At 69.0% G+C, this 24,745-nt stretch carries 28 protein-coding genes and 1 tRNA gene; 18 read left to right on the plus strand and 11 right to left on the minus strand.

Annotated elements, in window-relative coordinates; translation table 11 throughout:
* Positions 1 to 18 precede the first annotated feature (18 nt).
* Together P3H78_RS18405 and P3H78_RS18410 are read left to right on the plus strand one after the other, a co-directional pair.
* Positions 19 to 183, plus strand: coding sequence for a hypothetical protein (locus tag P3H78_RS18405; protein ID WP_276110102.1), 165 nt, complete (start codon positions 19 to 21; stop codon positions 181 to 183).
* Positions 184 to 244: 61 nt separating this feature from the next.
* A complete protein-coding gene (locus P3H78_RS18410) occupies positions 245 to 1,486 on the plus strand; it encodes a glycosyltransferase family 2 protein (RefSeq protein WP_276110155.1) in 1,242 nt (413 codons plus the stop codon).
* A gap of 218 nt (positions 1,487 to 1,704) precedes the next feature.
* Here P3H78_RS18410 and P3H78_RS18415 read toward each other — a convergent pair whose 3' ends face one another.
* Positions 1,705 to 3,153: a serine/threonine-protein kinase gene (locus P3H78_RS18415; protein ID WP_276110104.1), complete on the minus strand. Its 1,449-nt coding sequence runs from the start codon at positions 3,151 to 3,153 to the stop codon at positions 1,705 to 1,707.
* 719 nt (positions 3,154 to 3,872) lie between these two features.
* Positions 3,873 to 4,124 (minus strand): ferredoxin, encoded by a 252-nt coding sequence (locus P3H78_RS18420; protein WP_438827990.1) that lies wholly within the window; start codon positions 4,122 to 4,124, stop codon positions 3,873 to 3,875.
* A gap of 857 nt (positions 4,125 to 4,981) precedes the next feature.
* Between P3H78_RS18420 and P3H78_RS18425 the strand changes: the two genes are divergently transcribed.
* Positions 4,982 to 6,277, plus strand: a complete 1,296-nt coding sequence (locus tag P3H78_RS18425; protein WP_276110106.1) for a helix-turn-helix transcriptional regulator — start codon at positions 4,982 to 4,984, stop codon at positions 6,275 to 6,277.
* Between the two features lie 225 nt (positions 6,278 to 6,502).
* Here the strand turns inward: P3H78_RS18425 and P3H78_RS18430 are convergent, their stop codons facing one another.
* The 6 genes from P3H78_RS18430 to P3H78_RS18455 all read right to left on the minus strand — a co-directional run bounded on the left by P3H78_RS18430 (position 6,503) and on the right by P3H78_RS18455 (position 11,563).
* Positions 6,503 to 7,546: a helix-turn-helix domain-containing protein gene (locus P3H78_RS18430; protein ID WP_276110107.1), complete on the minus strand. Its 1,044-nt coding sequence runs from the start codon at positions 7,544 to 7,546 to the stop codon at positions 6,503 to 6,505.
* Entirely contained in the window at positions 7,543 to 8,259 is a 717-nt protein-coding gene (locus P3H78_RS18435) for a hypothetical protein (protein ID WP_276110108.1), read from the minus strand. Before P3H78_RS18435 ends, P3H78_RS18430 begins: the two co-directional genes overlap by 4 nt.
* Positions 8,260 to 8,787: 528 nt before the next feature.
* On the minus strand, positions 8,788 to 9,225 hold the full coding sequence (locus P3H78_RS18440) for an NUDIX hydrolase (RefSeq protein WP_276110109.1): 438 nt from the start codon (positions 9,223 to 9,225) through the stop codon (positions 8,788 to 8,790).
* Positions 9,226 to 9,238: 13 nt separating this feature from the next.
* A complete protein-coding gene (locus P3H78_RS18445; RefSeq protein ID WP_276110110.1) occupies positions 9,239 to 9,724 on the minus strand; it encodes an NUDIX domain-containing protein in 486 nt (161 codons plus the stop codon).
* Positions 9,725 to 9,742: 18 nt separating this feature from the next.
* The gene (locus tag P3H78_RS18450) at positions 9,743 to 10,957 is read right to left on the minus strand and encodes a helix-turn-helix domain-containing protein (protein ID WP_276110111.1); all 1,215 of its coding nucleotides are present in this window, start codon (positions 10,955 to 10,957) and stop codon (positions 9,743 to 9,745) included.
* A gap of 234 nt (positions 10,958 to 11,191) precedes the next feature.
* On the minus strand, positions 11,192 to 11,563 hold the full coding sequence (locus tag P3H78_RS18455) for a winged helix-turn-helix domain-containing protein (protein WP_276110112.1): 372 nt from the start codon (positions 11,561 to 11,563) through the stop codon (positions 11,192 to 11,194).
* Positions 11,564 to 11,712: 149 nt separating this feature from the next.
* Between P3H78_RS18455 and P3H78_RS18460 the strand changes: the two genes are divergently transcribed.
* From P3H78_RS18460 to P3H78_RS18515, 12 genes are all read left to right on the plus strand, one after another.
* Positions 11,713 to 12,069, plus strand: coding sequence for an SCO3933 family regulatory protein (locus tag P3H78_RS18460; RefSeq protein ID WP_276110113.1), 357 nt, complete (start codon positions 11,713 to 11,715; stop codon positions 12,067 to 12,069).
* A 2-nt stretch (positions 12,070 to 12,071) separates the two neighbouring features.
* Positions 12,072 to 13,427 carry an FtsK/SpoIIIE domain-containing protein gene (locus P3H78_RS18465; RefSeq protein WP_276110114.1) on the plus strand — a complete coding sequence of 452 codons (1,356 nt, stop codon included), beginning with the start codon at positions 12,072 to 12,074 and terminating at the stop codon, positions 13,425 to 13,427.
* Positions 13,428 to 13,508: 81 nt separating this feature from the next.
* Positions 13,509 to 13,679, plus strand: a complete 171-nt coding sequence (locus P3H78_RS18470; RefSeq protein ID WP_276110115.1) for a hypothetical protein — start codon at positions 13,509 to 13,511, stop codon at positions 13,677 to 13,679.
* The gene (locus P3H78_RS18475; protein WP_276110156.1) at positions 13,676 to 14,371 is read left to right on the plus strand and encodes a DUF2637 domain-containing protein; all 696 of its coding nucleotides are present in this window, start codon (positions 13,676 to 13,678) and stop codon (positions 14,369 to 14,371) included. The genes P3H78_RS18470 and P3H78_RS18475 overlap by 4 nt, the downstream gene beginning before the upstream one ends.
* 20 nt (positions 14,372 to 14,391) lie before the next feature.
* The gene (locus P3H78_RS18480) at positions 14,392 to 14,583 is read left to right on the plus strand and encodes a mobile element transfer protein (protein WP_276110116.1); all 192 of its coding nucleotides are present in this window, start codon (positions 14,392 to 14,394) and stop codon (positions 14,581 to 14,583) included.
* Between the two features lie 13 nt (positions 14,584 to 14,596).
* Positions 14,597 to 14,755, plus strand: coding sequence for a hypothetical protein (locus P3H78_RS18485; RefSeq protein WP_276110117.1), 159 nt, complete (start codon positions 14,597 to 14,599; stop codon positions 14,753 to 14,755).
* Between the two features lie 24 nt (positions 14,756 to 14,779).
* Entirely contained in the window at positions 14,780 to 15,076 is a 297-nt protein-coding gene (locus P3H78_RS18490; RefSeq protein ID WP_276110118.1) for a SpdD-like protein, read from the plus strand.
* A gap of 97 nt (positions 15,077 to 15,173) precedes the next feature.
* Positions 15,174 to 15,725, plus strand: a complete 552-nt coding sequence (locus P3H78_RS18495; protein ID WP_276110119.1) for a GGDEF domain-containing protein — start codon at positions 15,174 to 15,176, stop codon at positions 15,723 to 15,725.
* Between the two features lie 85 nt (positions 15,726 to 15,810).
* Positions 15,811 to 15,996 carry a hypothetical protein gene (locus P3H78_RS18500; RefSeq protein WP_276110120.1) on the plus strand — a complete coding sequence of 62 codons (186 nt, stop codon included), beginning with the start codon at positions 15,811 to 15,813 and terminating at the stop codon, positions 15,994 to 15,996.
* Positions 15,989 to 17,368, plus strand: a complete 1,380-nt coding sequence (gene repSA, locus P3H78_RS18505; protein WP_276110121.1) for a replication initiator protein RepSA — start codon at positions 15,989 to 15,991, stop codon at positions 17,366 to 17,368. The genes P3H78_RS18500 and repSA overlap by 8 nt, the downstream gene beginning before the upstream one ends.
* Positions 17,365 to 17,553 (plus strand): helix-turn-helix transcriptional regulator, encoded by a 189-nt coding sequence (locus P3H78_RS18510; protein WP_276110122.1) that lies wholly within the window; start codon positions 17,365 to 17,367, stop codon positions 17,551 to 17,553. Before repSA ends, P3H78_RS18510 begins: the two co-directional genes overlap by 4 nt.
* Positions 17,553 to 18,704: a tyrosine-type recombinase/integrase gene (locus tag P3H78_RS18515; RefSeq protein WP_276110123.1), complete on the plus strand. Its 1,152-nt coding sequence runs from the start codon at positions 17,553 to 17,555 to the stop codon at positions 18,702 to 18,704. Before P3H78_RS18510 ends, P3H78_RS18515 begins: the two co-directional genes overlap by 1 nt.
* Positions 18,705 to 18,772: 68 nt before the next feature.
* Here P3H78_RS18515 and P3H78_RS18520 read toward each other — a convergent pair.
* A tRNA-Arg gene (locus tag P3H78_RS18520) sits at positions 18,773 to 18,848 on the minus strand.
* A 162-nt stretch (positions 18,849 to 19,010) separates the two neighbouring features.
* Entirely contained in the window at positions 19,011 to 20,294 is a 1,284-nt protein-coding gene (locus P3H78_RS18525; RefSeq protein ID WP_276110124.1) for a M6 family metalloprotease domain-containing protein, read from the minus strand.
* Between the two features lie 442 nt (positions 20,295 to 20,736).
* Between P3H78_RS18525 and P3H78_RS18530 the strand changes: the two genes are divergently transcribed.
* Both P3H78_RS18530 and P3H78_RS18535 read left to right on the plus strand, forming a co-directional pair.
* The gene (locus P3H78_RS18530; protein ID WP_276110125.1) at positions 20,737 to 21,381 is read left to right on the plus strand and encodes a TetR/AcrR family transcriptional regulator; all 645 of its coding nucleotides are present in this window, start codon (positions 20,737 to 20,739) and stop codon (positions 21,379 to 21,381) included.
* A gap of 208 nt (positions 21,382 to 21,589) precedes the next feature.
* On the plus strand, positions 21,590 to 23,137 hold the full coding sequence (locus P3H78_RS18535; RefSeq protein ID WP_276110126.1) for an MFS transporter: 1,548 nt from the start codon (positions 21,590 to 21,592) through the stop codon (positions 23,135 to 23,137).
* Between the two features lie 115 nt (positions 23,138 to 23,252).
* Here the strand turns inward: P3H78_RS18535 and P3H78_RS18540 are convergent, their stop codons facing one another.
* Entirely contained in the window at positions 23,253 to 23,786 is a 534-nt protein-coding gene (locus tag P3H78_RS18540; protein ID WP_276110127.1) for a MarR family winged helix-turn-helix transcriptional regulator, read from the minus strand.
* A gap of 140 nt (positions 23,787 to 23,926) precedes the next feature.
* On the opposite strand from P3H78_RS18540, the gene P3H78_RS18545 reads away from it, so the two are divergent.
* Positions 23,927 to 24,718: a dioxygenase family protein gene (locus tag P3H78_RS18545; RefSeq protein WP_276110129.1), complete on the plus strand. Its 792-nt coding sequence runs from the start codon at positions 23,927 to 23,929 to the stop codon at positions 24,716 to 24,718.
* Positions 24,719 to 24,745: the final 27 nt, after the last annotated feature.

The raw sequence follows: 24,745 nt of genomic DNA on the forward strand, positions 1-24,745 counted from the left end.
GCCATGGGAGGGGAAAACATGGGATACGACGAAGGGGCGCTCGCCAAAACGGGCGTCGGAGCGATCACGCTCTTCGGAACAACGATCACGCTCGGATGGATCGTCACTGCTGTGGTCGCCGCCGTCCTCATCGGTGCGTTCGCGTACCGCTGGGGCACCCGTGGCCGCCGGACGCAGGGCTGAGGACATGGGGAGCCACCGCAAGCACTCCTGGGCCGTAGAGGGGCGCTCCAGGGTGCAGGTGATGCTGTCCGTGGCCGCTGTCGTGGCGGCCACGGCCTGGACCCTCGTCTACCACTTCGTGTGGAGCACCCAGGCCTGGGATGTCGTGCTGGTCTTCTACTGCGCGGTGACGGTGGTTCTCCTGTACTCGCTGGGAGCGGCCGTGAAGGGGCGTAGCTTCACCCACCTTCCGGTCGCCTCCGGTCGGGTCCTGGCCATCGTCCCGGCCTACAACGAGCCGCAGGAGGCCCTCTACGCCACTGTGTGGGGCTTGATCAACCAGGTGCGGCCCCCTGAGCAGATCCACGTGATCGACGACGGCTCTCGGGAGCCGGTGGTGCCGTTCGATCACCCGCTGGTCACCTGGCATCGGCAGGACAACGCGGGCAAGCGTGAGGCCCAGGCCAACGTGCTGCGGCAGGTGGATCCGGAGTCCTACGACTTCATCCTTACCGTGGACTCGGACTCCGTGCTCCACGAGAACGCGCTGTGGCACTGCATGAAGGCGATGTCGGATCTGCGTGTCCAGGCGGCTACCGGGTTGACCCTGGTTCGCAACCGAACGGCCAACCTACTCACTCGCGTGATCGACGTGGAGATCGTGACGTGGTGTCTGGTCACCCGTATGGCGCGCTCCCAGCTTGGTGCCGTGGCGCCCACCTCGGGCATCCTCGGGCTGTACCGCAAGGGGTTCGTGCTGGCCAACCTGGAGGATTACGTGACCTCCGGCACGGCTGGGGATGACCGCCGTCTGACCCATTACGCGCTCCAGCAGGGCCAGGTCGTCGCGGTGAACGAGGCGTGGGTGTACAGCGCGATGCCGGAGGACCTGAGCGAGCTGTGGACGCAGCGGGTGCGGTGGTTCAAGTCGTACTGGAAGTACGTGGGCTGGGAGCTGACGAACTTCTCGGCGGCCCCGCTGTTCTTCCGGCTGTACGGCTTGGTGCTCACCGCGCTCTCGCCGGTGTTCTACGCCTGGGTGCTGTTCGTGATCCCGCACTACACGGGCAGCAAAGTGATGTTCCTGTACGGCCTGGGCTACTGGGTCATCCTGACCTACGCCCAGACGGGCATGTACGCCGCGCTGAGGCCCGAGCTCGGCGCCCGGCAGAAGCTCTTCGCGTGGCTCCTGCTGACGCCGCTGGTGTCGCTGGTGAACCTGCTGCTGATCAAGCCTGCGATGTACTGGGCGCTGACTCAGGCCCGGACGACGCACTGGGGCACGCGCAAGGTGGCAGAGTCCAAGGACGTGGTGCCCGCGTGAAGAAGATGACTATGGTGGCCCTCCTGATCCTGGGAGTGGCCACCATGGCCGCCTGCCACAAGGGACTGCTGCAGGGTTGAGTGACACCTGACCGTCGTGCATCAGTCGCACCTGGCGTCTGCATCCGGCTCGGCAGCAAGTCGAGCAACCTGAGCCTCGGAGCACCGCCGCCCACAACCTCCCCACCCGGCACAGCGAGACGGCCCCTCCCACCGTCACTACCGGCGCCGTTGACCTCGGCTTCTGCCCTTGTCCGGCGTGTCCTTCTCCGTCTTTGGCCCACGCTTGGCCAAGTGCTCGCTGGATCGAGAATTCTCCTCCCTGCCCCTGGTCACCTTTTCGGGGTGAGGGTGGCCCCTGTTGCCGGCCGGTTCAGGCCGCGGGAACCGAGCCGAGGGAGGCGTCGCCGAAGTTCGAATCACGACCTCGGCCGCTACGGCAACTGTGGGCACTGACTCCACCATTCGGGCAGGTGTGACAGCGCTGTTCCCGGCCCTGTGTTCCGTGCTAGTGGCAGACGTCGCTACGGCAACTGCGGGCACCGGCTCCCCTGACCGGGCAGGTTTGGTAGCGCTGTTCCCAGGCTTGTGTTCCCCGCTTCCGGCGGACGCCGAGGCCTTCTGAGGGGTGGACGGGACCGCGGAGGCCCCAGGGGCGGTAGAGGCCTGGGAGCCCCAAGTCGGCACCGTCATCCCGAGCGCTGTCGCGGTGACCAGCGCTCCGGCCGCGGCGAGCTTCATCCTGCGACGTCGGGAAACCGATCGGCTCCCTTCGCGACGGGTGCCGCACTCGGAGCCTGGCTGTATGCCGCCTGTTGTCATCGCACCGCTGGCAGGTTCCCCGATCCGCTGCAACCCCGACAGGACTGCCGCGCAAGTCTGCGCATCAGGCCGGTCGGCTGCCTCGATCGCGGTCATGAAGCCCAGGAGTTGGCGTAGTTCCGCCGGCAGTCGCCTGGGGATCCGCGGCGGCCGGTGCAGCCGGGCGACCGCAGACTCCATTGGGGATCCCTCGTACTCCAGCCGGCCCGTCAGGCACTCCAGTAGTACGAGACCGAGAGCATAGATGTCGGCCTTCTGCTCGACGCGACGGCCAGTGACCTGCTCGGGAGCCAAGTATGCGGCGGTTCCTACGAGGGCGCCGTCCCGCGTGGACGCGGTGGCATCGATCGCCCGGGAGATGCCGAAGTCGGTGAGGTAGGGCCGGTTCTGCGCGTCCAGCAGGATGTTGGACGGCTTGACGTCTCGGTGCAGGATTCCCGCCCGGTGTACGTGTCCGAGAGCCTCGGCCAGCCGGGTCCCGAGCTCGATCAAAGCGGTAACGGCCATGGTCGTTTCGGTGATGCGCTGACGCAGGGTGCGGCCCTCGACCAGTTGCATGACGAGAAAGGCCTGGCCGTCGTGGCGGCCGACGTCGAAGACGGTGACCAGTCCCGGATGCTGCAGGCGGGCCAGTACGACGGCTTCGTCCTCGAACCGGTCCTTCAGACCTGTGCCGCTCCCCGCCCGGAAGACCTTGACCGCCACCGGACGACCAAGACGTAGATCCTTGCCGCGATAGACGTCCGCGGCACCGCCGGCCCCCAGATGTTCACCCAGCTCGTACCGACCTGCAAGCCTGGACGCCTGCGAGGGCTCAGGGATCGGGGTGTCCACAGGGGCTGTCATTTTTCTCCCGGGGGCGCGGCAGCATGATTGCCGTATGACAAAAGTTGTTACCGCGGGTACCCGCGAACCGCGCTTCCTACCTGGCGAAAATAGTTGCCCCCCCTCCGCAGCATCGCGGACGTCGTCCTCGACCGTTCCGGCCGGGCGCCGTGCAGCGTCGTTTCCCCGTGCGAGCCCTGAGCTGCCCGAACACTGCGAGGGCCGTACCTTGCGCTATGGGCCCACAGGGCCACTTCCGGCCGACTGGAGTGTTGCGCCTCCTATACATCAGTCGGGAGTGGCGTCGAAGGAGAACGAAGAGGCGCTCTGACCTGCTGTTTCGTTGCGCAACCTCGCGGAAGAAGGGTTCTCACAGACGTTGAGGGCAGAGTGAGCGATCTTGAAAACCGTCGTGGCAGCGATGTCACCGTGGGTTCAAATCCCACCGCCTCCGCTTTGAGAGCAGTGAAAACGGCCCCTGACCAGGGAGACTTGGTCAGGGGCCGTTCTCATGGACGGCTACTGTGACTGCCCGCTGTTCCCCGCGGTTCCCCGCCCGTTCTGGCACGCGTATGGCACGGCCGTCTCCTGATCCGTAGCTCTATGTGGACCGGTCGGTGAGGGCCGGTACCAGTTGCGCTGCGGGCCCACAAAGCCGCTTCTGGCCGACTGCGGTTGCTGTACTCCGCTGCTGTACGCCAGCCTCCGACAGGCAGGCCGACGGGGCGACGCTCACCGCGCTACGAGTCCGTGATGGAGATGGCCTGAGACGGGCACCGTTCAGCAGCGTCCTGCACTCGGGGGTCCCGGCCCGCATCCTCACGCCCCGGGATGACGGCGCCGAACCCGTCAACCGTGGTGAAGACGGATGGGACCCTGTACACGCAGTCGGCCGAGCCGTAGCAGAGGTTCTGATCGACAGAGACCTTCAAGTGCACTCCAGTCGCTAGCGGGGCGAGCGGCCGGCGGATCGGGGCCAAGCTACCGGCCACAGGCTAGTGCTGCCGACGCGTGGCCTATCTACCACGGCCAGGGATCCTCCGCCCACCCCTCAGAAGGTGATGGACGCCACAACAACGAGATCTGACGACTCCGATACTGATCGCTCCTGCGCCAGATGTCGTAGTCACATTTGGCCATCTTGAACCTGACGCGCTGCGCTCACCTACGAATTGATGGCTTTCAACAGGCATTACTCGACTATGTGTTCGCCGTTGCGACTCCTGCCCCCCGCCTCCCAGAGCTGCGGAGTACCCGTCAAAGAGCACACCTGCTTGGAAGTTGTCACTGGTCGTACCGCTCCGGGGAACGCATCACGGGCCGGACCCGGTAAGCTCGTCCCAACATCTTTCTCGAGGTGTAACCCGTCGATCGGGTCACTCGATCGGGGCCGATCGGCTCCACCACCAAGAGAAGGGTGCCGCGTATGGAAAACCCGCCGGAGGGCGGGGAGCGTAACAACCGGAAGATCGTCAAGAAGGTATGGGCACTCGGTGCCCGGTTGCGTCACCTGATCGACATTCGCCGCTAGACCGCGAAAAGCCCCTTGTTGCAGCAAGGGGCCTTCCGGGAGCTCGCTCCCACACGCTGGCCCTGTGCCCCCGCCTACGGTGTGATCAACCGTGGAGGTACAGGGCCTCTTTCGTAACTGATACACGTGGACCGAGGTCACTAAACCGTGCGGCCAACGAGACCTAACATCGCGCGTTTCCGCGGGAGCATCCACCAGTTCTGCCACTAAAATGAACGAAACTGCTGGTCAGGTGCCATGTGGCCTCGAACGATGTCAGTTAGCCTTCGCTCGGATGGTACCTCTAAACTGGTCCCAACGACGAGAAAGAGCACACGGATGGCACGGGGCCTGGCCGACTTCAACCCTTCCGCACTGCGCGACTTCCGGATGAACGTCCATCGGCGCCCTGACGCGGAGGCGATGACCGCGGAAGCCTTGGCGCTAGCTATCGGGGCGACGAAGGCGCAGATCCTCGCCTACGAGAGCGGGCACCGAGTGCCGGACCCGGTGCGGGTGCGTGCCCTAGCTCAAGCGTTGCGGGTACACCCATGGCTACTCATGAACTTTAAAGCGCGTCATAGCTCATGGACGCTTGCCGACTACCGGCGTGGCGCCGGCTTGCGGGCTCAGGATGTGGTGAGCCACCTCGGGGTCTCGCCCAAGAACTATCGCCGGTTCGAGAACGAAGGCATTGTCCCTAGCCGCCGCCCCCTGTTCGTGGATGAGGTGGCTACCGCACTCGGCCTGCCTCGTAAATGGCTAGAGCAAGCCATCGATCGGGCGCCTGCTGTTCAGCGCCGTCAGGCACGTGCGTTTGAGCTGGTCGTAGCCATGGCTGAACGCTATGTACCAAGGCCTGGCCCATGGCGCGGGCCCGCTCCTGATGATCCGAATCTGGTCGAATTGGCCCTCTCGTATGGTCGCTCTGCGCAGCGCATACGCCGTGTCCTGACATATGAGCTTGGCGAGCTTCGGCAGAAGCAGGTCCGAGCCCAGCGTGAGCGCGTCATCGCGGACTACGACACGGACCCCCGGCGGCAGGCTGGTGCGCGACATGCCATGGAACGTTGGACCGAGGTCTACGACCGCGGCCTAGTTCGCATACCGCGCCGACTGGAGCAGTTTCACCGCACGGCTCAGCCCTCGGACGTATGGCAGCTCCTGGTGGATCTCAACAACGTCGACGCATCCGAGCGTTCGGATTCCGGCATCTGGACGGTCACGAGGCTCCTGTGTTCGGATCCCGGCGTGCTCTCGCCCTACTTGGTCGAGCGGCACACCGTCGAAGGCGTGCCCGTGTGCCGTCTCTCTGCTGCTGGGGCCAGTCACGTTAGTACGTTCGGCGGACTCTACGCGGCGCTCTATCCCGGCGTCCGCCGCCCTCTTCGCTTCTCTTCCCGCGGCAGTGCGAAGGGTCGGGGGGCAGGAGGATCGGACACCTTCTCACTGTCCAATCGGCCCGAGCGCCTGGTCGTGCCCCAGCCGCTACTGGACTCGGCGCGTACTGTGGCCGCGGATGCAAAGACTACGATCCGCCTGAGACTCGACGAGCGGTTTGTAGTCCTAGTGGGGCCCCACTCGACATCGCTAGTTGTCATAGATCAGGCAACTGACAATGAGGGGGAGGACTAAGCGCTTGAGGCTTGCGGACGCGGGTCGGCGCCCAAGGTGCCCAGCCATGCAGTGCAGCTGCACCCCCGGCCCTCGATCGCCAAGGGTGAGAGCTACCAGCGCCGGCCGCGTGCCTCTTCATCTCGAGGCACTTGGGTAGCGGTCGTCGCAGCGATCCGACTCCGTCCGCCGCTGTTGGTGTCGACCGGTGAGGTCAGCCACTAGTGCTCGACTTGACGGCGTCGCTCAGACTGCACGCAGACGACGCGTGGTAGCGACAAAGAGCTTGTTCCGGTCTGCATCCGAAAATCCGGCCATCTCTGCAATCTCCTCACGGCTGAGCCCCTTATCAGCCATCGCCTCGCCAATGGATTGAGCCAGGGCAGGCACCTCGGGAGGAAGCTCGTCGCTCAACGGCTCTCGCGTCCGCCACCCGTGGTTCCCTAGGGACTTGTAAAGGTTCGCGCGCTTCGTGGAAGTGATGACCTGCAAGTCATGCGCACGTTCGATGATGGCCTGCATCGACGTTCCCCACTCTCGCTTTAGGTCATGCAGCCGGCCCAGTGTGAGGTTCCGGAGTTGAGGACGGATGACCTCTTCAGGCATCAAGAACTCCGCCGCGAATCGTGTTGCCTCCTCCTCCATGGCGAGAGTGGGCTCGGAGGAGTGCAGACACAGATGCCCGAGTTCATGACCAACTGTGAGGCGGATGCGATCAACAGGCGCCGCTACGTTGATCATCATCACTGGGTAGTCATCCACCCACTGAGAGAGCCCATCAATGCGCGTCGTTCCGAAGTCTTCGGCAAGGACGATGCAGCCGGCCGCTTCCACCCACCGGACAAGCGACCTCACAGTGCCGATGGGCATGCGCCACTGCATCCGAACCATGCGCGCAGCATCAGCGGCATCGGTGTCGATGGGGTCAAACGTCGGGATCCGCTGTTGCGCTCGGAGCGACACTTCCTCCATCAAGTGGCGGACATGCATGCGATACATGTTCAGCTGGGATTCCAGTTGACGCCACGTCGTGGCCTTCGCAGTAGCCCGCTTCCGCATGTGGGCGTCTACGGCCATCGCTCCTCGAACGGAGCTGGCGCTCCTGAGGAACGGTACGGTCACGCCCAGTGCATCCGCGAGTCGTGCAAGCGCCTCGCTCTCAGGCTCACGTAGATCGTTCTCGTAGCGAGACAGGGCCGCTTGGGTCACCCCAGCGGCCTCTGCCAACTCTTCCTGGGTGTAACCGAGGGCCCGGCGAGCTGTTGTAATCGCTTCGCCGAGACTGCTCATTTCGACCCATCCTCCGTTGTTTCGCGCTTCTCAGGCGTGGGCACGTTGATCGACGGGAGTGAGGGCTCGGGTGCCGTGGGACGGACAGGCTGAACCGTGCCTCCAGCTTGGCCGACCTCGGGCAGGGGCACCAGCCAGACCACGTTGTCCTGACCGTCGCGCAGTGACAGAACAGCTTCACCGATCTCGCGTGAGTCAGCTTCCCACTCATAGCCGGCGACCAGGCGGACCTCTTCCATTCCCGGAAACGTGTCCTGCACGCCCTGCGCAAAGAACTCCAGGGCTGTCTGAGTCGCGTAGCTGCTGACCTGACCATCTTCACGATGACGCTTGACTCGCAGACGATAGCTGACACCCACGACCACTTCGCGGGTGGGCTCCCCATCGCTGAGAGTCACTCCTGGGTGCCCATCGAGCAGGGTCGTCAGGTGAGCCCACAGGCGGTCGTGGATCCAGTTAGCCAGCCCGCGCTCGCTCGCCTCTGCCACCCACACCGGGTTCCAACTGCGATAGATGCGCAGGTCATCGGCTGCGAGCTTCACTGATCGAGCCAGGCTGTGAGTGACCTTCTCACCTAAGCCTGACAGCACTTCTCGGGATTCCGGGTAGGAATTCATGCCGGAAAATATACCGGCACTGGAGATCGGCTTGTCCAGAGGATCGCCAACTTGGGTCTGTCCTGTCTGCTCCTCCCGCACCCCTGAGACTTCCAAGGTCACACCTTCGCCCGCATCCCCACCTCGACCCACCACCTACCCCCAGCTCCCATCCCGTCCGCCGTCGACCCACACACCGTGGAGCAGGCGTGGTTCAGGGCGTCAAGGTGGAGCGCGCCACCGTACGAACGACCTTGACGCCCTGAACCACGCCTGCTCGGCTCTGCCTGGATCGGCGGTGGACGGGATGGGAGCTCCCCACGCAAGCCCCCTACGGGCCCGCAGTCGCGAACGGCGCCCCCTCCATCCCGGTGCCGGCCGATCCCCCGCCGGAGGCACTGTTCAGACCTCGGCTGTGCTGTCTCAGCCCAGCCCAGCCCCGGCCTGGTCTTCGCCCCCTTGTGGGCGCGGACGGCCGACGGCGCGCTGCCCCGGTGCCGAAGGCATTGAGGGGTGGCGCGACGGCGGTCGTCCGGCGCCGCCGCGCTGTGCGCGGCACCTTCGATCTTTGATCGGACTGCTTGCAGTTCAGGAGGTCGGGAGCGACGGCGAGCGAAGCGAGCTCTTGATGAAGTAGAGAAAGTCTTATCCCGCTGGGATGAGGACCCTGCCGTCGTGGCTCCGTACGTAGGGCCCGTTGCCCTCCAGGGCATCCAGGACTCTGATCGCGAAGACCTCGGACATGCGCTCGCGGACCTCGTCGGGTGGGAGCCACTCGACGGCAGTTGACTCGCTGGACGTCCGCTCGGTGCCGGCCACTGGCTCGCAGCGGAAGATGAGGGCCACGACGCCGAGCTTCATGTTCTTGTAGACCCCGGTGAGTTGACGTACCTCAACCTCGATGCCGGTCTCCTCCAGGACCTCGCGGGCTACGCCTCCCCGTGGGTCCTCGTTCAGTTCCAGCACGCCGCCGGGTGGTTCCCAGGCGCCGTTGTCCGCTCGGCGGATGACGAGGATCCTGCCGTCTTCGCGCACGGTGATTCCGGCAACCGAGACCGAGTGCCGTGGACTCTCGACTGGCATGAGCCGTCCTCCGCTATGCCGCCGCGTCGCCCGGCGCCTGGCCGTGCTCGAGGTACACCGGGATGCTCTTGGCTCGGGCCTCGATCGCTGCCAGGATCCGGCGGGCCAGCCGTGGGATCGTGCGCTCTGCGATCTCGTGCTGGGGGACGAACCTGACGGCTTTCAGCTCGTCGGCCTGGAGATGGATCCGCGCTACGGCCTCGGGGGCGAGCTGGCCCCCGTCGAAGAGGTAGAGCACCTTGTCGCCTTCAGTCGCGTTCGGTGCCCAGTCAACGGCCAGGAGGCTGCCGAGCGTGGTCGTGAGGCCCAGCTCCTCCTGGACCTCGCGGGCGGCAGCGTGAAGAGGCGATTCGCCGTTCTCGACGTAGCCCCCGGGGATGTCCCAGTAGTCCTTGTACGTGGGCTCCACCATGAGGACACGTCCGCCGGCATCAAAGAAGAGCGCACCCGCCGCCATGCGCGGATGCGCCATCTTCGCTTCGTGCTCGTTCGCTGCCATGCAGCCGAGCGTACCCACCTAGACCACGTGCAGCCGGTCGGCGAGTCCCGCCATGGTCCGGCTCGGTCGCCCGCGGTGGTTGCGTACCCACGTGAGTACCAGTTCGCGCGCAAGGTAGTGGCTGCGTACCTGTTCAGGGGCCCAGGACTCTGCCTCGAGGATCATCGCCATGGCGTCTTCGGTGCGGTTGTGGGCGCTGAGCGCGCGGGCCACCTCGATGTTGTGGCGTGTCCGCCGCTCCATGGGTAGGCCGCTGGTGTCGATCTGCGGGCCCAGGGCCGCGGCGATCTGCATGTCGCCCAGCTCGGCCGCGGTGGCCACGCGGTGGATGGCGACGTTGGTCGGGCCGAATGCGGTCCACATGTGGTTCGCGTCCTGTCCGAGCTTGCGGGCGGCCTGGTCGGCCTCGGTCAGGAACGCATGGACGGTTGAGCGATCGTCCGCGCGGGCGGCTGCCATGGAACCAGCGAGGAAGAGCGTCCCGTAGATGGAGAGGAATTCTGGGGTGGCGTCCATGAGCCCCGGACGGAGGTGGTCGGCGGCATCCCCGACGAGCTGCACGGCAGCGTCGAAGCGACCGGTCGACAGGAGGCAGTGAGCCACGGAGCGGAAGAGTGACCCGGTGACCGCCGGATTTCCGGACTGCTGCGCCGCGCCAAGTCCCCGGTCGGCGGCGATCCACGCGAGATCCACCTCGCCGACCTTGCCGAGGACCATGGCGGCGCTTTGGTACGTCATCGCCAACAACGCGTTGGCTTTCTCGCGGTCGATCCCCTCGTATGACTGCGCCGCGATCAGCGCGTCCGCCAAAACCAGGGGCAGGCGGTGGGTAGCGAAGCCGTAGCGAGATGCCTGGTAGGCGTCCAGCACCTCGGCAACGCTGGTACGCAGTTCCTCCAGCGGGGTCGGACTGCCTTCCGTCGGCAGACCCAACAAGGGTGTGAGCTGGCGGTAGTTCATCAGCGCCGAACGGAGCGCCGGCACCGTGCGGCTCCCGCTATCGGCGGTCCAGTCCATGAGAGTCGGCTCGGCGAGCAGGTCCCCAAGCGACACGTCGAGTGCATCGGCCAGTGACTTAATGACCGAGAGTCTGTCCAGCTCCAGGCGGTTGTTCTCGGCCTTGCTCAGCCAGTCGACCGTCCGGCCGACGTGTCCGGCCAGGACCTCCTGGGAGATGCCACGCCTGCGGCGGTACCAGGCAACTCGCTCACCGATCGTCAGGTTCGTCGTCATTCCTCGCATGGGAAGAGCGTCCCCCCGTCTCTCTCTACGGCCCCGGAAGGTTTTTCCGGGGTGGTGAGTCCGTACGGGCCTAGCGTTGCTGACAGGCCGAGGGGCTATCAGACCGAGAGGGCAACGAGAGGGCTGTGACCGTGCTGACCCCGGCAGAGAAGCGGGAACTGATCGACCAGATAGAGGGGCTCTGTGAGGAGCTGGCAGACGTGGCGCGTCGAGCTGGCGAACTGATCAACGTCCTTGGGCCTGTTGCCGAACCAGATCCTCCAGCTGGTCCATCCGATCAGCGAGGCGGCGAACGTCCCGGCGAACCTCCGAGAGGTACTCCGTGATCTGCTCAAACTCGGGGCTGCGCTTGACGGTGCTGCCCTCGCCCGGCATCGCGGCGAAGCTTCCCTTGCCCTGGTGGGAGACCGCGTAGCCGTCCTCGCGGAGACGCGCGATGGCCTGGCGGGCAACGGTGCGCGACACAGAGTGGTCCGCCATCAGCTCCGCCTCTGACGGCAGCTTCTCTCCCGGGGCGAGCTTCCCGTCGCGGATCCGGCGTTTGAACTCGTCCGCGATCTGCAAATACGCGGCCCGCCCGGCAGTGAAGTCGGCCATAGCCCCTCTCCGTGGTTGTCGTACCTAGTGCAGCACATCGCGGCGACAGCGTCGAGAGAACCACTTGACATGCCAAGTAAGACAAGTCCATCCTCTAGACCAAGCTGACGTACTAAGTGCGTTAGGTGCATCGATCCAAGGAGCGCGTCATGCGTCAGATCCCCGTCGAGACCTCCGGCGCGACCGTGATGGTCGCCAAGACCCCCCAGCCCAAGATCAAGGACCGCCGTACCGGTGAGATCGCCACCGACGCCGAGACCGGCGCGAGGATGATGACGGTGGACGTGATGTTCGCGGCCAACGACGAGGTGGAGATCCTGTCCATCGCGGTCCCGGAGCCCGGCATCTCGGGTGAGTTGGCCATGGGCACCCCGGTCGCGCTCACGGGCCTGATTGCCCGGCCGTGGGAGAACGACTTCAACGGCCAGAAGCGGCACGGGATCGCGTTCCGCGCGGTCGCGGTGACCTCGCTGGCCGACGCTGCCGCGACCTCTGAGGCGGCCTGATCATGACCGGCTTCACGGTCGCGCTGGTGCTGGTCGTCGCTGCCGCGGGTCTCCTGCGGTGGCGGCGCCCCGCCTGGTACTGGCTGACCTTCGGGGTCACCCTCGCGAGCGTGCGGGTCCTGGTCCGCTACGCCACGGTCATGGACGCCTGCGGCCTGACGGTTCCGCCCTCGCGGTGGCGCCTGGCGTTAGCCCGGGCCGCCAACCGGCCCATCCCTGAGTTCCGTCCCCCTCGCATCCTGCGGCTGCGCCCGACCCGGACCGGCCTGGCCCTGCGACTGAAGCTCCGCCCGGGTCAGGATGCCTTCGACGTCGCGGCGGCCTCCGACCGGCTGCGGCACTCGTTCTCGATGTACGGGGTCACCTCGCGTGAGCTGCGCTCGGGCGTGGTCGAGGTGCGGATGACCGGCTACGACGTGCTCAAGCGGGTGCAGATGCCGTCCAAGACCGACACCCGGCCGATGCGGGTCCCGGTCGCGCTGCGCGAGGACGGCTCGGTGCACTACCGCGACTACCGGGCGATACCCCACGCCCTCACCCTGGGGGCGACGGAGTCCGGCAAGTCCGTCTACCAGCGCAACCTGGTCGCCGGGCTCGCCCCGATGAACGTCGCCCTGGTCGGCATCGACTGCAAGCAAGGCGTCGAGCTGTTCCCGCTGGCCCGCCGCTTCTCCGCGCTCGCCGACAACCCCGACACCGCCGCCGAACTCCTCGATGCGCTCGTGGAGCGGATGGAGGGCGTCTACCAGGTCATCCGCGCCGAGCAGCGCATCACCGCCGATGTCCCGGACGCGGAGATCGCCGCCGACATCTGGGACCTGCCCGACCACCTGCGCCCGACCCCGGTCGTGGTCCTGGTCGACGAGGTCGCCGAACTCGCCCTCTACGCCAACAAGGAGCAGGAGAAGCGGCGGGACCGCATCATCACCGCCCTGGTCCGCCTCGCCCAGCTCGGCCGCGCCGCCGGCATCTACCTGGAGATCTGCGGACAGCGCTTCGGCTCCGAACTCGGCAAGGGCATCACCATGCTCCGCGCCCAGCTCACCGGCCGCACCGCCCACCGCGTCAACGACGAAACCTCCGCCAACATGGCCTTCGGCGACATCTCCCCGGACGCCGTCATCGCCGCCATCCAGATCCCCGCCGAAATGCGCGGGCTCGCTGTCGCAGGCGACTCCACCGGTGGTTGGCACCGCATCCGCGCCCCACACACCTCCCTGCGCCAGGCCGTGAACACCTGCAACCGGCACGCGGACCTGACCCCGGACCTGCCCGAGCTGGCTCCCTTCCGGCCTGCCCTGCCTGGCAGTTCCGCGGACCCGGTGCCGCTGTCCAAGACAGCCCCCGCCACCGCCTGACCCCTCACCCTCCCCGGTCGGCGCGACCGTCTTCGCGCCAGGTCCCTGCCCCCGTCATGCCTGATGAAGGGAGACCCCGGCATGTGCCCCGACTGCGAGGACTTCGCCCGCACCGTGCTCCTGCTCGGCCAACTCGCCCTCTACGCCGACACCACCGGCGCCGACCTCGACTTCGTGGACGCCGTCAGCCCGTCCCTGGCCGCCTCGCTGCCCGCGCCGCCGCCCGGCCACGACCCTGGCGAGGACTCCTGATGGCCCGCCCCGCCCTCCGAGTCGACGCCGTCCTGGTCCAGGCCGTCATCGCCGGAGCCCTCTCCTTCGCCCACCTGCACGACCTGGCCTCCGCTGCCGGACAGGACGGGTGGAAGGCATGGGCCTACCCGGTCAGCGTCGACCTGCTCATGGTCGCCGCCTGGCGCCGCCTCCGCAGCGAGGGACCGTCCCGGCTGGCCTGGTCCTGGTTCGTGATCGCCCTGTTCGCCTCCCTCGGCGCGAACGTGGCCACCGCCGGATTCCTCGACCTGGCCAACCCGCCCGCACTGCTCCGCCTCGGCATCGCCGGATGGCCCGCCCTCGCCTTCCTCGGCGGCACCCTCCTCGCCCACTCCAGCAACCACCAGGAGCCGGAGACCGTTCCGCCGGCACCCGACCCGACCCCGAAGCACGACACGGACCCCGCGCCCGAGCCGCTCACGGAACCCGAGCCGGAACCGAAGGCCGCCCCAGCCGCGCTCGCCGACGAACCCGCTCCCGCGGCCCTTCCCGCCCCCGCCCCTACTCCGGCTCCGGTGCCTGCGGTTCCGGCGGTACTGGTCGATCACGCCCGCAAGGTCGCCGACGAGTACCGGACCCGGACCGGCTCCCCGATCGACACCGACACCCTGCGCTCCCGCCTCGGCGTCCCGCCCCAGCTCGCCGACGCCATCGCCGCCCACCTCGCCTGACCGCAAGGAGACCGACCGCCATGCCTGCCCGCGACCACTTCCACTCCGTGATGCAGATCGGCCCGGTGCAGATCGGCACCCACCGCGACCGCAACGGCCGGACCAAGCACGCCGCCGTGTGCACCGCCGACCGCTGCGGCTGGTCCGCCGACTACTCCAGCGCCTCCGCCGCCCAGCTCGCCGCCCGCACCCACCGCTGCCGCGTCCGCTAGGAGACACCCCGCCATGCAAGTCCCTCTGTGGCTCGCCCTCGCCGCCGTCGGCTACCTCGGCATCAAGCTCATCCGCCCGCCCTGGTGGCTCATCTCCGTCCTCCTCCTGGGCGGCTACCTCCTCGCCGACAGCGTCCTCGCCCCCGCCATCAACGCCGCCATCACCAAATAGGTCCGTCGCGAAAGGAGAACCGCCATGCTCCGCCCGAAGATCCCCACCATGCCCACCCCCACCCGGCACCACGCCCCGCCCGCCGTCATCGAGCACCGCCCGGCGGCCACCGCCCCGGCCGCGGCCCCGGTGCCGTCCCGGCCCACCGTGCAGCTCACCCCGGGCACCCTCGCCGCCCTGGTCGGCGGTGGCACGGCCGTGGTCCTGATCGTCGGCGCCGTCCTGGTCTCCATGCTCCTCGCGGTCGCCGTCACCGCCGCATCCGTCGCCATCTGCGCCCTGGTCGCCCGCTCGCTCATCTCCGCCCAGCACCGCCGCTGACCCGGGCCTCCGGGGCGACGCACAAGCCGCCAAGCACGCCGCCGCCACCCAGGACCCGGGACTGCGCCAGCCAACCGCCCTCGCCAAGGAGAACACCGTGGACCTGCAGACAGCCGCCGCCATCGCGCCGTTACTGGGCTGGGCCGTGCACGGCGGCATCCTCACCCGCCGCCTCGCCACCGCCCGCCGCGACCCGCTCACCGGCCTGCACACCCGCGCCGGATGGACCACCCGCGCCGAACACAACATCCGCCGGCACCCGCACGCCGCCGTCCTCCTGGTCGACCTCGACCACTTCAAGACCCTCAACGACACCCACGGCCACGCCGCCGGAGACGCCGCCCTCATCGCCACCGCCGACCGACTGAGCACCTGGTGCGACCACCACGGCACCCCGGGCCGCCTGGGCGGGGATGAGTTCGTCGCCGTCGTCCGCGACCTGGCCGCCGTCGACCTCGACGCCCTCACCGCCGCGCTCCACCAGCCGCTGCCCTACGACGGGGCGTCGCTGCCGCTGGCCGCATCGGTCGGCGTCTGCCCACTCGCCGAGCTGGCGGCGCCTTCGCTGACTGACGCGCTCGCCGCTGCTGATGCGGCCATGTATGCGGCCAAGGGCCGTGGCCGACGGGGCTCCCGCATCTCTCGCTGAGTGGCCTCCGGGTGGCGCACAAGCCGCCAAGCACGCCGCCACCCGGGGCCGTTCCTTCCAACCGCAATCGAAAGGAACCACCATCATGACCCACCCCACCCCGCCGCGGGCGAGGATCTGCCCGGCCTGCGACGGCTTCGCCTCCGCCGCCATCACCCTCGGCGGCCGCGACCGCCACGGCCACCTGCGCACCATCACCGCCCACTGCCCCACCTGCCACGGCACCGGCACCGCCCCCGCCCGCCGCACCAGGGAGGGCGCCCGTGCCTGAGCAGCTGCTCGACCCGGCCACCCTCGGCGACCTGCTGAGGGTGGCCTCGGCCGACGACTACCACCGCTGGGAAGACCAGATCCGCCGCACCGGCGGCTGCGCCGACCCCATCCACCTCACCGGCTGGACCCTCCACAAAGACAAGACCACCGGCCAGGTCCTCTACCACTACAGCACCGAGAACGAGCCCGGCGGACGCCTCCGCATCGCCTGCGGCAACCGCCGCGCCTCCCGCTGCCCCTCCTGCGCCTGGACCTACGCCGGAGACACCTACCACCTCATCCGCGCAGGCCTGGCCGGAGACGACCGCCGCGCCATCCCCGCCGCGGTCCGCGACCACCCCCGCGTCTTCGCCACCCTCACCGCCCCGTCCTTCGGCCGCGTGCACAACCGACCCGACCGCGGCACCTGCCGCTGCGGCACCCACCACGCCGCCGACGATCCGGCTCTCGGCACCGCCCTCGACCCGGCCACCTACGACTACGCAGGCGCCGTGCTGTTCAACAACCACGCCGGGCAGCTCTGGCAGCGCTTCACCACTCGCCTGCGCCGGGAGATCGGAGCCCGCGCCGGCCTCTCCCGGCGGGAGCTCCAGAGCAACGCCCGCGTCTCGTACGGCAAGGTCGCCGAGTTCCAGAAGCGCGGCGCCCTCCACTTCCACGCCGTCATCCGCATCGACGGCCCCGAAGGGCCCGGCACCCCATCGCCCGCCTGGGCAACCGTCGACCTCCTCACCGACGCCATCCGCGCCGCAGCCGCGCACTCCTACACCTCGGTCTCCGTCCCGGCCGCCGAGGACCAGCCCACCCGCACCTTCCGCTGGGGCACCCAGCTCGACGTCCGGCCCATCAAGGCCTTCGGCGACGGCTCCGACATCACTGAACAGGCCGTCGCCTCCTACGTCGCCAAGTACGCCACCAAAGCCGCCGAGAACACCGGAACCCTCGACCGCCGCATCGGCGAACTCTCCGAACTCGACCGCCACCAAATCCCCGACCACACCCGCCGCCTCATCAAGGCATGCAAAGAACTCGACCCGCTCTACCCCGACCGCCGCCTCTGGGCCTGGGCCCACATGCTCGGCTTCCGCGGCCACTTCTCCACCAAGTCCCGCCGCTACTCCACCACCCTCGGCGCCCTCCGCCAGGAACGCGCCGACTACCGCGCCGCCCAGGAACACACCGCCCTCGGCCTGGACGACCAGGAGCCGGACACCGTCCTCGTCCTCGCCGACTGGCAGTACGCCGGACACGGCCACACCCCCGGCGAATCCGCCCTCGCCGCCACCATCGCCCGCGACCTCCAACTCAACCGTGAGATCGCACGCGAGGAACGCCCAGCAGCTTTCTCCATGGAAGGAGCCGCAGCATGACCACCGCCACTCCCGAGCTGTTGACCGTGCCGGAGGTCATGGCGCGACTCAAGATCGGACGCTCCAAGGTCTACGACCTGATCCGGTCGCATCGCCTCACCTCGATCAAGATCGATGGCTGTAGGCGCATACCTGCCGACGCCGTCCAGGCGTTCATCCTGGGCCGCATCGAGGAGGGTGCCTGATGGCCACTCAGCGCAAGCGCAACCCGAACGGCGCCGGCACCATCACCAAGCGCAAGGACGGCCGCTACCAGTGCGCGGTCTATGTGCTCCAGCCGGACGGCACCCGGGCCCGCAAGTTCGCCTACGGAAAGACCTGGGCCGAGTGCGACGCCAAGCGCCGTGAACTGCTCGCCAAGGTGGACCAGGGCGTGCCCGTGCCCACGCGGTCGGCCCCGCTCTCCGAGTGGCTGCCGTACTGGCTGGACAACGTCATCAAGCCCCGGCGGAAGCTCAGCACCTACGACAAGTACGAAGCGCACGTGCGGCTCTACCTCGTGCCGCTGCTCGGTGCGAAGCAGCTCGAAGCCCTGGGCGTGGCCGACGTCCGACGCTTCCTCGTCCGCCTGGAGCAGCAGACCACCGCGGCAACGGCCAAGGAGGCACACCGTGTTCTGCGGTCGGCGCTGTCCTCCGCGTGCCGCGAGGAACTGATCACGCGCAACGTCGCCAAGCTCGTCGAGCCGCCGCGCACCGACAACCGCGAGCTGAAGCCCTGGACCCTGGACGAGACGCTCGACTTCCTGGTCGCCTCCCGCAAGGACCCGCTTTACGCGGCCTTCGTGCTCGCCATCGCCATGGGCCTGCGGCGGGGCGAGATCATCGGGCTCCGCTGGTCGGACCTCGACCTTGAGAACCGGGTTTTGTACGTCCGCCAGCAGACCCAGCGGCGCCGTGGCGTCCTCTATGACGACGACCCTAAGAGCCGCCGTCGCCGCGCCGTCCCGCTGCCAGGGCTCTGCATCGCGCCCCTGCGCTGGCATCGCCTGCGGCAGGCGGCTGCTCGTGCCAAGGCGGGGGAAGGGTGGCAGGAGTCGGCCTACGTGTTCACCACCCGCACCGGGCGTCCGGTCGAGCCGCGGAACGTCTATCGCTCCTTCACCCGGGTCGCCGAGTCCGCCGGACTTCGCGTGATCCGGCTGCACGACGCCCGGCACGGCACCGCGACGCTCCTCACGGCGGCCGGGGTCGCGCCTCGCGTCGTGATGGAGATCCTGGGGCACTCGCAGATCAGCATCACCATGGATGTGTACACGCACGTCGTGCAGGACACGCAGCGCGAGGCCATGAGCCACATGGACCGGCTGCTGCGGAGGCGTCCTGGTCGTCAGTGACCACCCGCGTTGATGTCAGAAGTGGATGTCAAAGGCCCCGGACCGTGATCGGTTCGGGGCCTTTGCCCTGGTGCCCCCGGCAGGATTCGAACCTGCGACACCCGCTTTAGGAGAGCGGTGCTCTATCCCCTGAGCTACGAAGGCGGGGTCCTGCCGGTCGCGTGGGCGGGGGCTCCCGGGGGAGTCCTCGGCCGTGCTGCGGCAAGTGGGGACCGCCGATGAGGGCGGTCCCTGACAGCGTAGCGGATCAGTGCCGGGCGGTGGGGTGGTGTGTCCGCCGAGCCGGTCCGGGAGGGCGGACCGGCGTCATGTGCGGGTCACGCGGACCCGGTAGTTCCCGTCCAGGTCCGCCGCTGCGATGTCGATACGGATGCCCGCCCCGGGGTCGCGGAAGGACTCGCCGGGGGCGAAGGGGGCGTCGGAGAGTTCGGCCTGGATGTTCGGGCTGCGGGTGCAGCCACCGGAGTTGCGGTGGGCGTCGTAGACCTTGACCGGGCCGCTTCCCGTGTCCACGTCCGCGTTGACCTTGTAGATCAGGATGCCCGGCCGGCACACGGACTCGTCGTTGCCGGCCTGGGTGCGCAGTTCGAGGGCGTAGCCGGTGCGGCCGTCGAGGGGGACGAAGATGAGCTTGGGGCCGCCCTCCGTGGCCAGCGGGGTGAGGGGGTACTCGGTGGAGCCGTGCCGGGAGGCGCAGCTGACCTGGGACGGGTCCAGCCACCCCAGCTTCCACTTGTGCCAGCCGAGGAGGTCGTTGTCGGCTCCCCAGTCCTCGCTCATGATGTCCCAGTGGCCGACCGCGCCGCCGCCCTCCGGGGTGTAGAGGTCGGGCAGGCCGAAGATGTGGCCGTTCTCGTGGGGGAGGACGCGGAAGCCGGTGTGGTCGTAGGAGCCGGAGCCGTCGTCCTGGCGGGAGTAGACGAAGGAGGCGTTCGCGATCGGCACGCCGTCGGCGACGGGGGCCTCGGCGTTGCCGGCGAACGTGACCGACAGGACCGTGTCCAGGGCGGACGGGCCCGCGTTGGGCGTCATCAGGACGTTCAGCAGGTCGTAGTCCTGGAAGTCCACCGTGGGGTCCGCGGCGGCCACGATGTCCTGGACCAGCCCGCGGTAGCCGGGGTCGAAGGGGGCGCCGCGTTCTATGCCGTAGTCCTTGAACGACTTCGGCATGCGCAGCCAGTGGGTTATCGGGGTCTCGGGGCGGTAGTCCAGGCGCCCGTACGACGCGGTGCGGAACCAGTTCTGGGTCTGCGGGAAGAACTCGTGGAAGCGGTCGAGCGCGTCGCCCTGGCCGGGCGCGTCGGAGAAGTCGACCATCAGCGTCAGGGCGTGCACGGTGCCGGTGGAGTGGGCGTAGCCCCCGGCGGTGGGTATGCCCTCGGACATCTGCACGGCCGACGCGCCGCTGATGAGGCAGGGGGTGAGGGCGGGGGAGCGGGCCAGGGCGGCCGAGCCGGAGCCGGTCGTCGAGGAGCCCGGCCACGGGCGCCCGGTTCCGGCGGAGGTGCTGACCGCGAAGGTGAGTGCGGTGACGGAGACGAGGGCGGCGGCACGGCGCTTGCATATCCGACGGCGGGGCTGCGGCTGCATGCGTGGCCTTTCGCTCCGGGCAGCCGCCGATGACCGGCTGCACCCTTGCGATCACCCTGGGTCGCCGGGGCGGCGGGCGCGCGTTGGGGCGGACCGATCGTGGGACGAAGGGGCCGGTCGGGTGGGGTTCCGGGGGAGGGGGGTCCGTGGCGGTGAGGGTGCGGCGCGGCGGTCTCCGTGCGTCCTGTGCACGGGCGTCCGCGGTGTGACTCAGGTCACCGGGAAGCATGCCGGAGGAGGGAAATAACCGGGGACCCTCTCCCCGTTTGGCTCTGTGTCGAGCGAAACCGGGGACGCCTTCCCCGGATCGGCGGATCCCGGACTCCCGGACCCCGCCGGTCGTCCGGTCGGCATACCGAACCGGCTCATCGACCTACCGGTCACCCCACCCGGGTCACCGAGCCACCGAGCCACCGAGCATCAACGAGTCGAGGAGTACACCGTGCAGACCGCGACGCCCGTGCCGCGCAAGGCACCCCGGCCGCGTGCCGACGCCCTGCGCAACCGGGAGCGGATCGTCACCGCCGCCCGCGAGATGTTCGTCGAGCACGGCCCCGAGGTGCCGCTCGACGAGATCGCCCGCCGGGCCGGCGTCGGCAACGCCACGGTGTACCGCAACTTCCCGGACCGCGACGCCCTCGTCCGCGAGGTCGTCTGCTCCGTCATGGACCGTACGGCGCAGGCGGCGACGCAGGCGCTCGCGGAGACCGGCGACGCCTTCGACGCGCTGGAGCACTTCGTGCACACCGCCGCCGACGAACGCATCAGCGCGCTGTGCCCGATGGTCTCCAGCACCTTCGACCAGAACCATCCCGATCTCGAAGCGGCACGCGAACGCGGCGAGCGCCTCATCGAGGAGCTCATGGAGCGGGCCAGGGCGGCCGGACAGCTGCGCCCCGACGTCGGGGTCGGCGACCTGATGGTGGCCGTGGCCCAGCTCAGCCGGCCCCCGGCCGGTACCGGCTGCCTCGGCCTCGACCGCTTCGTGCACCGCCATCTGCAGTTGTTCCTCGACGGGCTGCGGGCCCCGGCCCGCTCCGTCCTCCCCGGCGAGGTCACCACCATGGAGGACCTGCGCCAGGCCTGACACCGGACACCCGACCCGCAGCCCGACAGACCCGTAGACCCGTACCTCCCCCGCCCCTCCTCCCGTCCGGGCGCCGATCCGGCGTCCTGCCCGCGCGTCCTGTCCGCGCCGGCTGCCACCACGACGTCCTGCAAGACACCAGCTCCGCAGTCCCTCAGCTCCGTAGCCCGAAGCTCCGCAGCTCCGAAGTCCCGAAGTGGGTACCCCCATGTCCAAAACAGCCGTACAGGCTCCCGGCGTCCCCGACGCCAACCGCTGGAAGGCGCTCGTCTTCATCGCGCTCGCCCAGCTGATGGTCGTCCTGGACGCCACCATCGTGAACATCGCCCTGCCCTCCGCCCAGCGCGACCTCGGCATATCCGACGGCAACCGGCAGTGGGTCGTCACCGCCTACGCCCTCGCCTTCGGCGGTCTGCTGCTCTTCGGCGGCCGCATCGCCGACCTGTGGGGCCGCAAGCGGGCCTTCGTCACCGGCCTGGCCGGGTTCGCCGCCGCGTCCGCGCTGGGCGGGGCGGCCACGAGCGGCGCGATGATGTTCGGGGCGCGCGCCCTGCAGGGCGTGTTCGGTGCGCTGCTGGCGCCCGCCGCGCTGTCGCTGCTGGCCGTGATGTTCACCGACGCCAAGGAGCGCGCGAAGGCGTTCGGCATCTACGGCGCGATCGCGGGCGGCGGCGGCGCCGTCGGCCTGATCCTCGGCGGGTTCCTCACCGAGTACCTCGACTGGCGCTGGACGTTCTTCGTGAACATCCCGTTCGCCGTGGTGGCCGCGGCCGGCGCGTTCCTCGTCATCCGCGAGCCGGAGGGCGGCCGCAACCGCTCGCCGCTCGACATCCCCGGTGTGGTGCTGTCCACGCTCGGCCTGGTGTCCCTGGTCTACGGCTTCACCCGCGCCGAGTCCGACGGCTGGAGCGACGCCCTCACCGTCGGCCTCTTCGTCGCGGCGGCCGTGCTGCTCCTCGCGTTCGTCCTCGTCGAGTCCAAGGTCCGGGCCCCGCTGCTGCCGCTGCGCGTGGTCACCGACCGCAGCCGGGGCGGTGTCTACCTCTCCCTGGGCCTGGCGATCATCGGGATGTTCGGGCTCTTCCTGTTCCTGACCTACTACCTCCAGGTCGTGAAGGGCTACACCCCGGTGAAGACCGGCTTCGCCTTCCTGCCGATGGTCGCGGGCATGATCACCGGGTCCACCCAGATCGGCGCCCGGCTGATGACCCGGGTCGCGCCGCGCCTGCTGATGGGTCCGGGCTTCCTGGCCGCCTCGCTGGGGATGCTGCTGCTGACCCGCCTGGAGGTCGGCTCCTCCTACGCGGCACTGCTGCTGCCGGCGATGCTGCTGCTCGGCCTCGGCATGGGCACGGCGTTCATGCCGGCGATGTCCCTGGCGACCCAGGGCGTCCAGTCGCGCGACGCCGGTGTCGCCTCCGCGATGGTCAACACCTCGCAGCAGGTCGGCGGCGCGATCGGTACGGCCCTGCTGAACACGATCGCGGCCTCCGCGACGACCGCCTACGTGCGCGACCACATGGCGACCGCCGCGACGGCACCGCAGCAGCAGATGGTGCGGCTGCAGGCCATGGTGCACGGTTACACGAGCGCCATCTGGTTCGCCGTGGGCATCCTGGCCCTGGCCGCGGTGATCGCGCTGACCTTCGTCAACGCCGGCCGTCCGGGCGGCGCCACGGTCGCCGGTCCGGGTGCCGGCGAGGGCGAGGCCGCGGGCGTCGAGGACGCGGTGGCGGTTCCCGTCATCGCCCACTGACGCGAGCCGGGGGCTCGTACCCGGGGTCACGAGCCCCGGGGTACGGGACCCCGGAGCAGGGCCCGCGCCCGCCCGTCAGACGCGGCCTGCCCGGATCGGGCCCGGCCCCGCCCGGTCAGCGGAGCCAGGGCAGGTCCGCACCCGCTTCGTCCGGCTGGAGTCCCTCGGCGACGATCTGCATGATCTCGCCGAGGGACTTCTGCTGTTCGGGGGAGAGGCGCTCGAAGAGGGCCTGGCGGACGGCGTGCACATGGCCCGGCGCGGTCTCGCGCAGGACGCCGTACCCCTCCTCGGTGAGCACCGTGAACTGGCCCCGGCGGTCGGAGGGGCAGTCCTCCCGGCGCACCCAGCCGCTCTTCTCCAGTCGTGCGATCGCGTGCGAGAGGCGGGAGCGGGTGATCTTCGCGTTCATGGCCAGCTCGGTCATCCGCAGCCGGCGGCGCGGGGCCTCGGCGAGCTGGACGAGGAGTCCGTAGTAGATGTGCGGCATGCCCGCGTCGCGCTGCAGCTGGCGGTCGAGGTGGTCCTCCAGCAGCGTGGTCGCGTGCAGGTAGGAACGCCAGACGCGCTGCTCCTCGTCGGTGAGCCAGCGATGGGCTCCGTCCGGAGCGGGGGCGGGCTCGGGGACGGATGCGGGTGCCGTGTTCATGGGCCCCACTCTACGAGCCTGCTTCTTGAAACTTGAACAATCCGGGCGTAGGGTCGGCAGTGGAGCTTGAGGTTTCAAGTAAATCTGTCGTCCGCCCTTCCCACCCCCCTTCATCCGATCCGTGCCGGAGGAGCCGCCCCGTGTCCGCCACCCCCCAGGAGCGCATGCCCGCCCTCTATCTCAGCCACGGCGCCCCGCCGCTCGCGGACGACCCCGTCTGGCCCGGCCAGCTCGCCGCCTGGTCCGCCGCCCTGCCCCGGCCCCGGGCGGTCCTCATGGTCTCCGCGCACTGGGAGGAGGCGCCGCTCGCCCTCGGCGCGGTCGGGACCCGGCCCCTCGTGTACGACTTCCGGGGCTTTCCCGAGCACTACTACCGCGTGCGCTACGACGCCCCCGGGGCCCCCGAACTCGCCGATGACGTGCGCAAGTTGCTGCGGGCCCCCGGCATACCCGTGCAGGACGTCCCCGACCGCGGCCTCGACCACGGCGCCTACGTCCCGCTCGTCGAGATGTACCCGGCGGCCGACGTCCCCGTCCTGCAGATCTCCCTGCCGACGCTGGAGCCGGTCCGGCTCATGGAGATCGGGCGCAGGCTGGCGCCGCTGCGCGACGCGGGCGTGCTGATCGTCGGCTCGGGCTTCTTCACCCACAACCTGGCCGCGCTGCGCCACACCGGCCCCGGCGTGCCCGCCTGGTCGGCGGAGTTCGACGACTGGGGCCGCCGCGCACTGGAGACCCGCGACTGGGACGCCCTGCTCGACTTCCTCGGCAAGGCGCCGGCCGGACGCTACGCCCACCCGCGCACCGAGCACTTCGCCCCGCTCTTCGTGACCATGGGCGCGGCCGAGGCCGGGGGCGAGCTGGACGCGCAGCGGTCCGTGATCGACGGCTTCTGGATGGGGCTGGCGAAGCGGTCCGTGCAGTTCGGCTGAAACGCGTGCGCGTGACGTGCGTACATC

This window comes from Streptomyces tropicalis, from assembly GCF_029269835.1.
GTDB lineage: Bacteria > Actinomycetota > Actinomycetes > Streptomycetales > Streptomycetaceae > Streptomyces > Streptomyces tropicalis.

Bases quoted from the DNA above. Each gene is read 5' to 3' on its own strand.
- P3H78_RS18500 (WP_276110120.1), top strand. From the start codon at position 15,811: ATGACCCACCCCACCCCGCCGCGGGCGAGGATCTGCCCGGCCTGCGAC.
- P3H78_RS18525 (WP_276110124.1), bottom strand. From the start codon at position 20,294: ATGCAGCCGCAGCCCCGCCGTCGGATATGCAAGCGCCGTGCCGCCGCC.
- P3H78_RS18425 (WP_276110106.1), top strand. From the start codon at position 4,982: ATGGCACGGGGCCTGGCCGACTTCAACCCTTCCGCACTGCGCGACTTC.
- P3H78_RS18510 (WP_276110122.1), top strand. From the start codon at position 17,365: ATGACCACCGCCACTCCCGAGCTGTTGACCGTGCCGGAGGTCATGGCG.
- P3H78_RS18480 (WP_276110116.1), top strand. From the start codon at position 14,392: ATGCCTGCCCGCGACCACTTCCACTCCGTGATGCAGATCGGCCCGGTG.
- P3H78_RS18440 (WP_276110109.1), bottom strand. From the start codon at position 9,225: ATGCCAGTCGAGAGTCCACGGCACTCGGTCTCGGTTGCCGGAATCACC.
- P3H78_RS18450 (WP_276110111.1), bottom strand. From the start codon at position 10,957: ATGACGACGAACCTGACGATCGGTGAGCGAGTTGCCTGGTACCGCCGC.
- P3H78_RS18540 (WP_276110127.1), bottom strand. From the start codon at position 23,786: ATGAACACGGCACCCGCATCCGTCCCCGAGCCCGCCCCCGCTCCGGAC.
- P3H78_RS18405 (WP_276110102.1), top strand. From the start codon at position 19: ATGGGATACGACGAAGGGGCGCTCGCCAAAACGGGCGTCGGAGCGATC.
- P3H78_RS18415 (WP_276110104.1), bottom strand. From the start codon at position 3,153: ATGACAGCCCCTGTGGACACCCCGATCCCTGAGCCCTCGCAGGCGTCC.
- P3H78_RS18535 (WP_276110126.1), top strand. From the start codon at position 21,590: ATGTCCAAAACAGCCGTACAGGCTCCCGGCGTCCCCGACGCCAACCGC.
- P3H78_RS18445 (WP_276110110.1), bottom strand. From the start codon at position 9,724: ATGGCAGCGAACGAGCACGAAGCGAAGATGGCGCATCCGCGCATGGCG.
- P3H78_RS18490 (WP_276110118.1), top strand. From the start codon at position 14,780: ATGCTCCGCCCGAAGATCCCCACCATGCCCACCCCCACCCGGCACCAC.
- P3H78_RS18465 (WP_276110114.1), top strand. From the start codon at position 12,072: ATGACCGGCTTCACGGTCGCGCTGGTGCTGGTCGTCGCTGCCGCGGGT.
- P3H78_RS18515 (WP_276110123.1), top strand. From the start codon at position 17,553: ATGGCCACTCAGCGCAAGCGCAACCCGAACGGCGCCGGCACCATCACC.
- P3H78_RS18430 (WP_276110107.1), bottom strand. From the start codon at position 7,546: ATGAGCAGTCTCGGCGAAGCGATTACAACAGCTCGCCGGGCCCTCGGT.
- P3H78_RS18460 (WP_276110113.1), top strand. From the start codon at position 11,713: ATGCGTCAGATCCCCGTCGAGACCTCCGGCGCGACCGTGATGGTCGCC.
- P3H78_RS18410 (WP_276110155.1), top strand. From the start codon at position 245: ATGCTGTCCGTGGCCGCTGTCGTGGCGGCCACGGCCTGGACCCTCGTC.
- P3H78_RS18485 (WP_276110117.1), top strand. From the start codon at position 14,597: ATGCAAGTCCCTCTGTGGCTCGCCCTCGCCGCCGTCGGCTACCTCGGC.
- P3H78_RS18470 (WP_276110115.1), top strand. From the start codon at position 13,509: ATGTGCCCCGACTGCGAGGACTTCGCCCGCACCGTGCTCCTGCTCGGC.
- P3H78_RS18455 (WP_276110112.1), bottom strand. From the start codon at position 11,563: ATGGCCGACTTCACTGCCGGGCGGGCCGCGTATTTGCAGATCGCGGAC.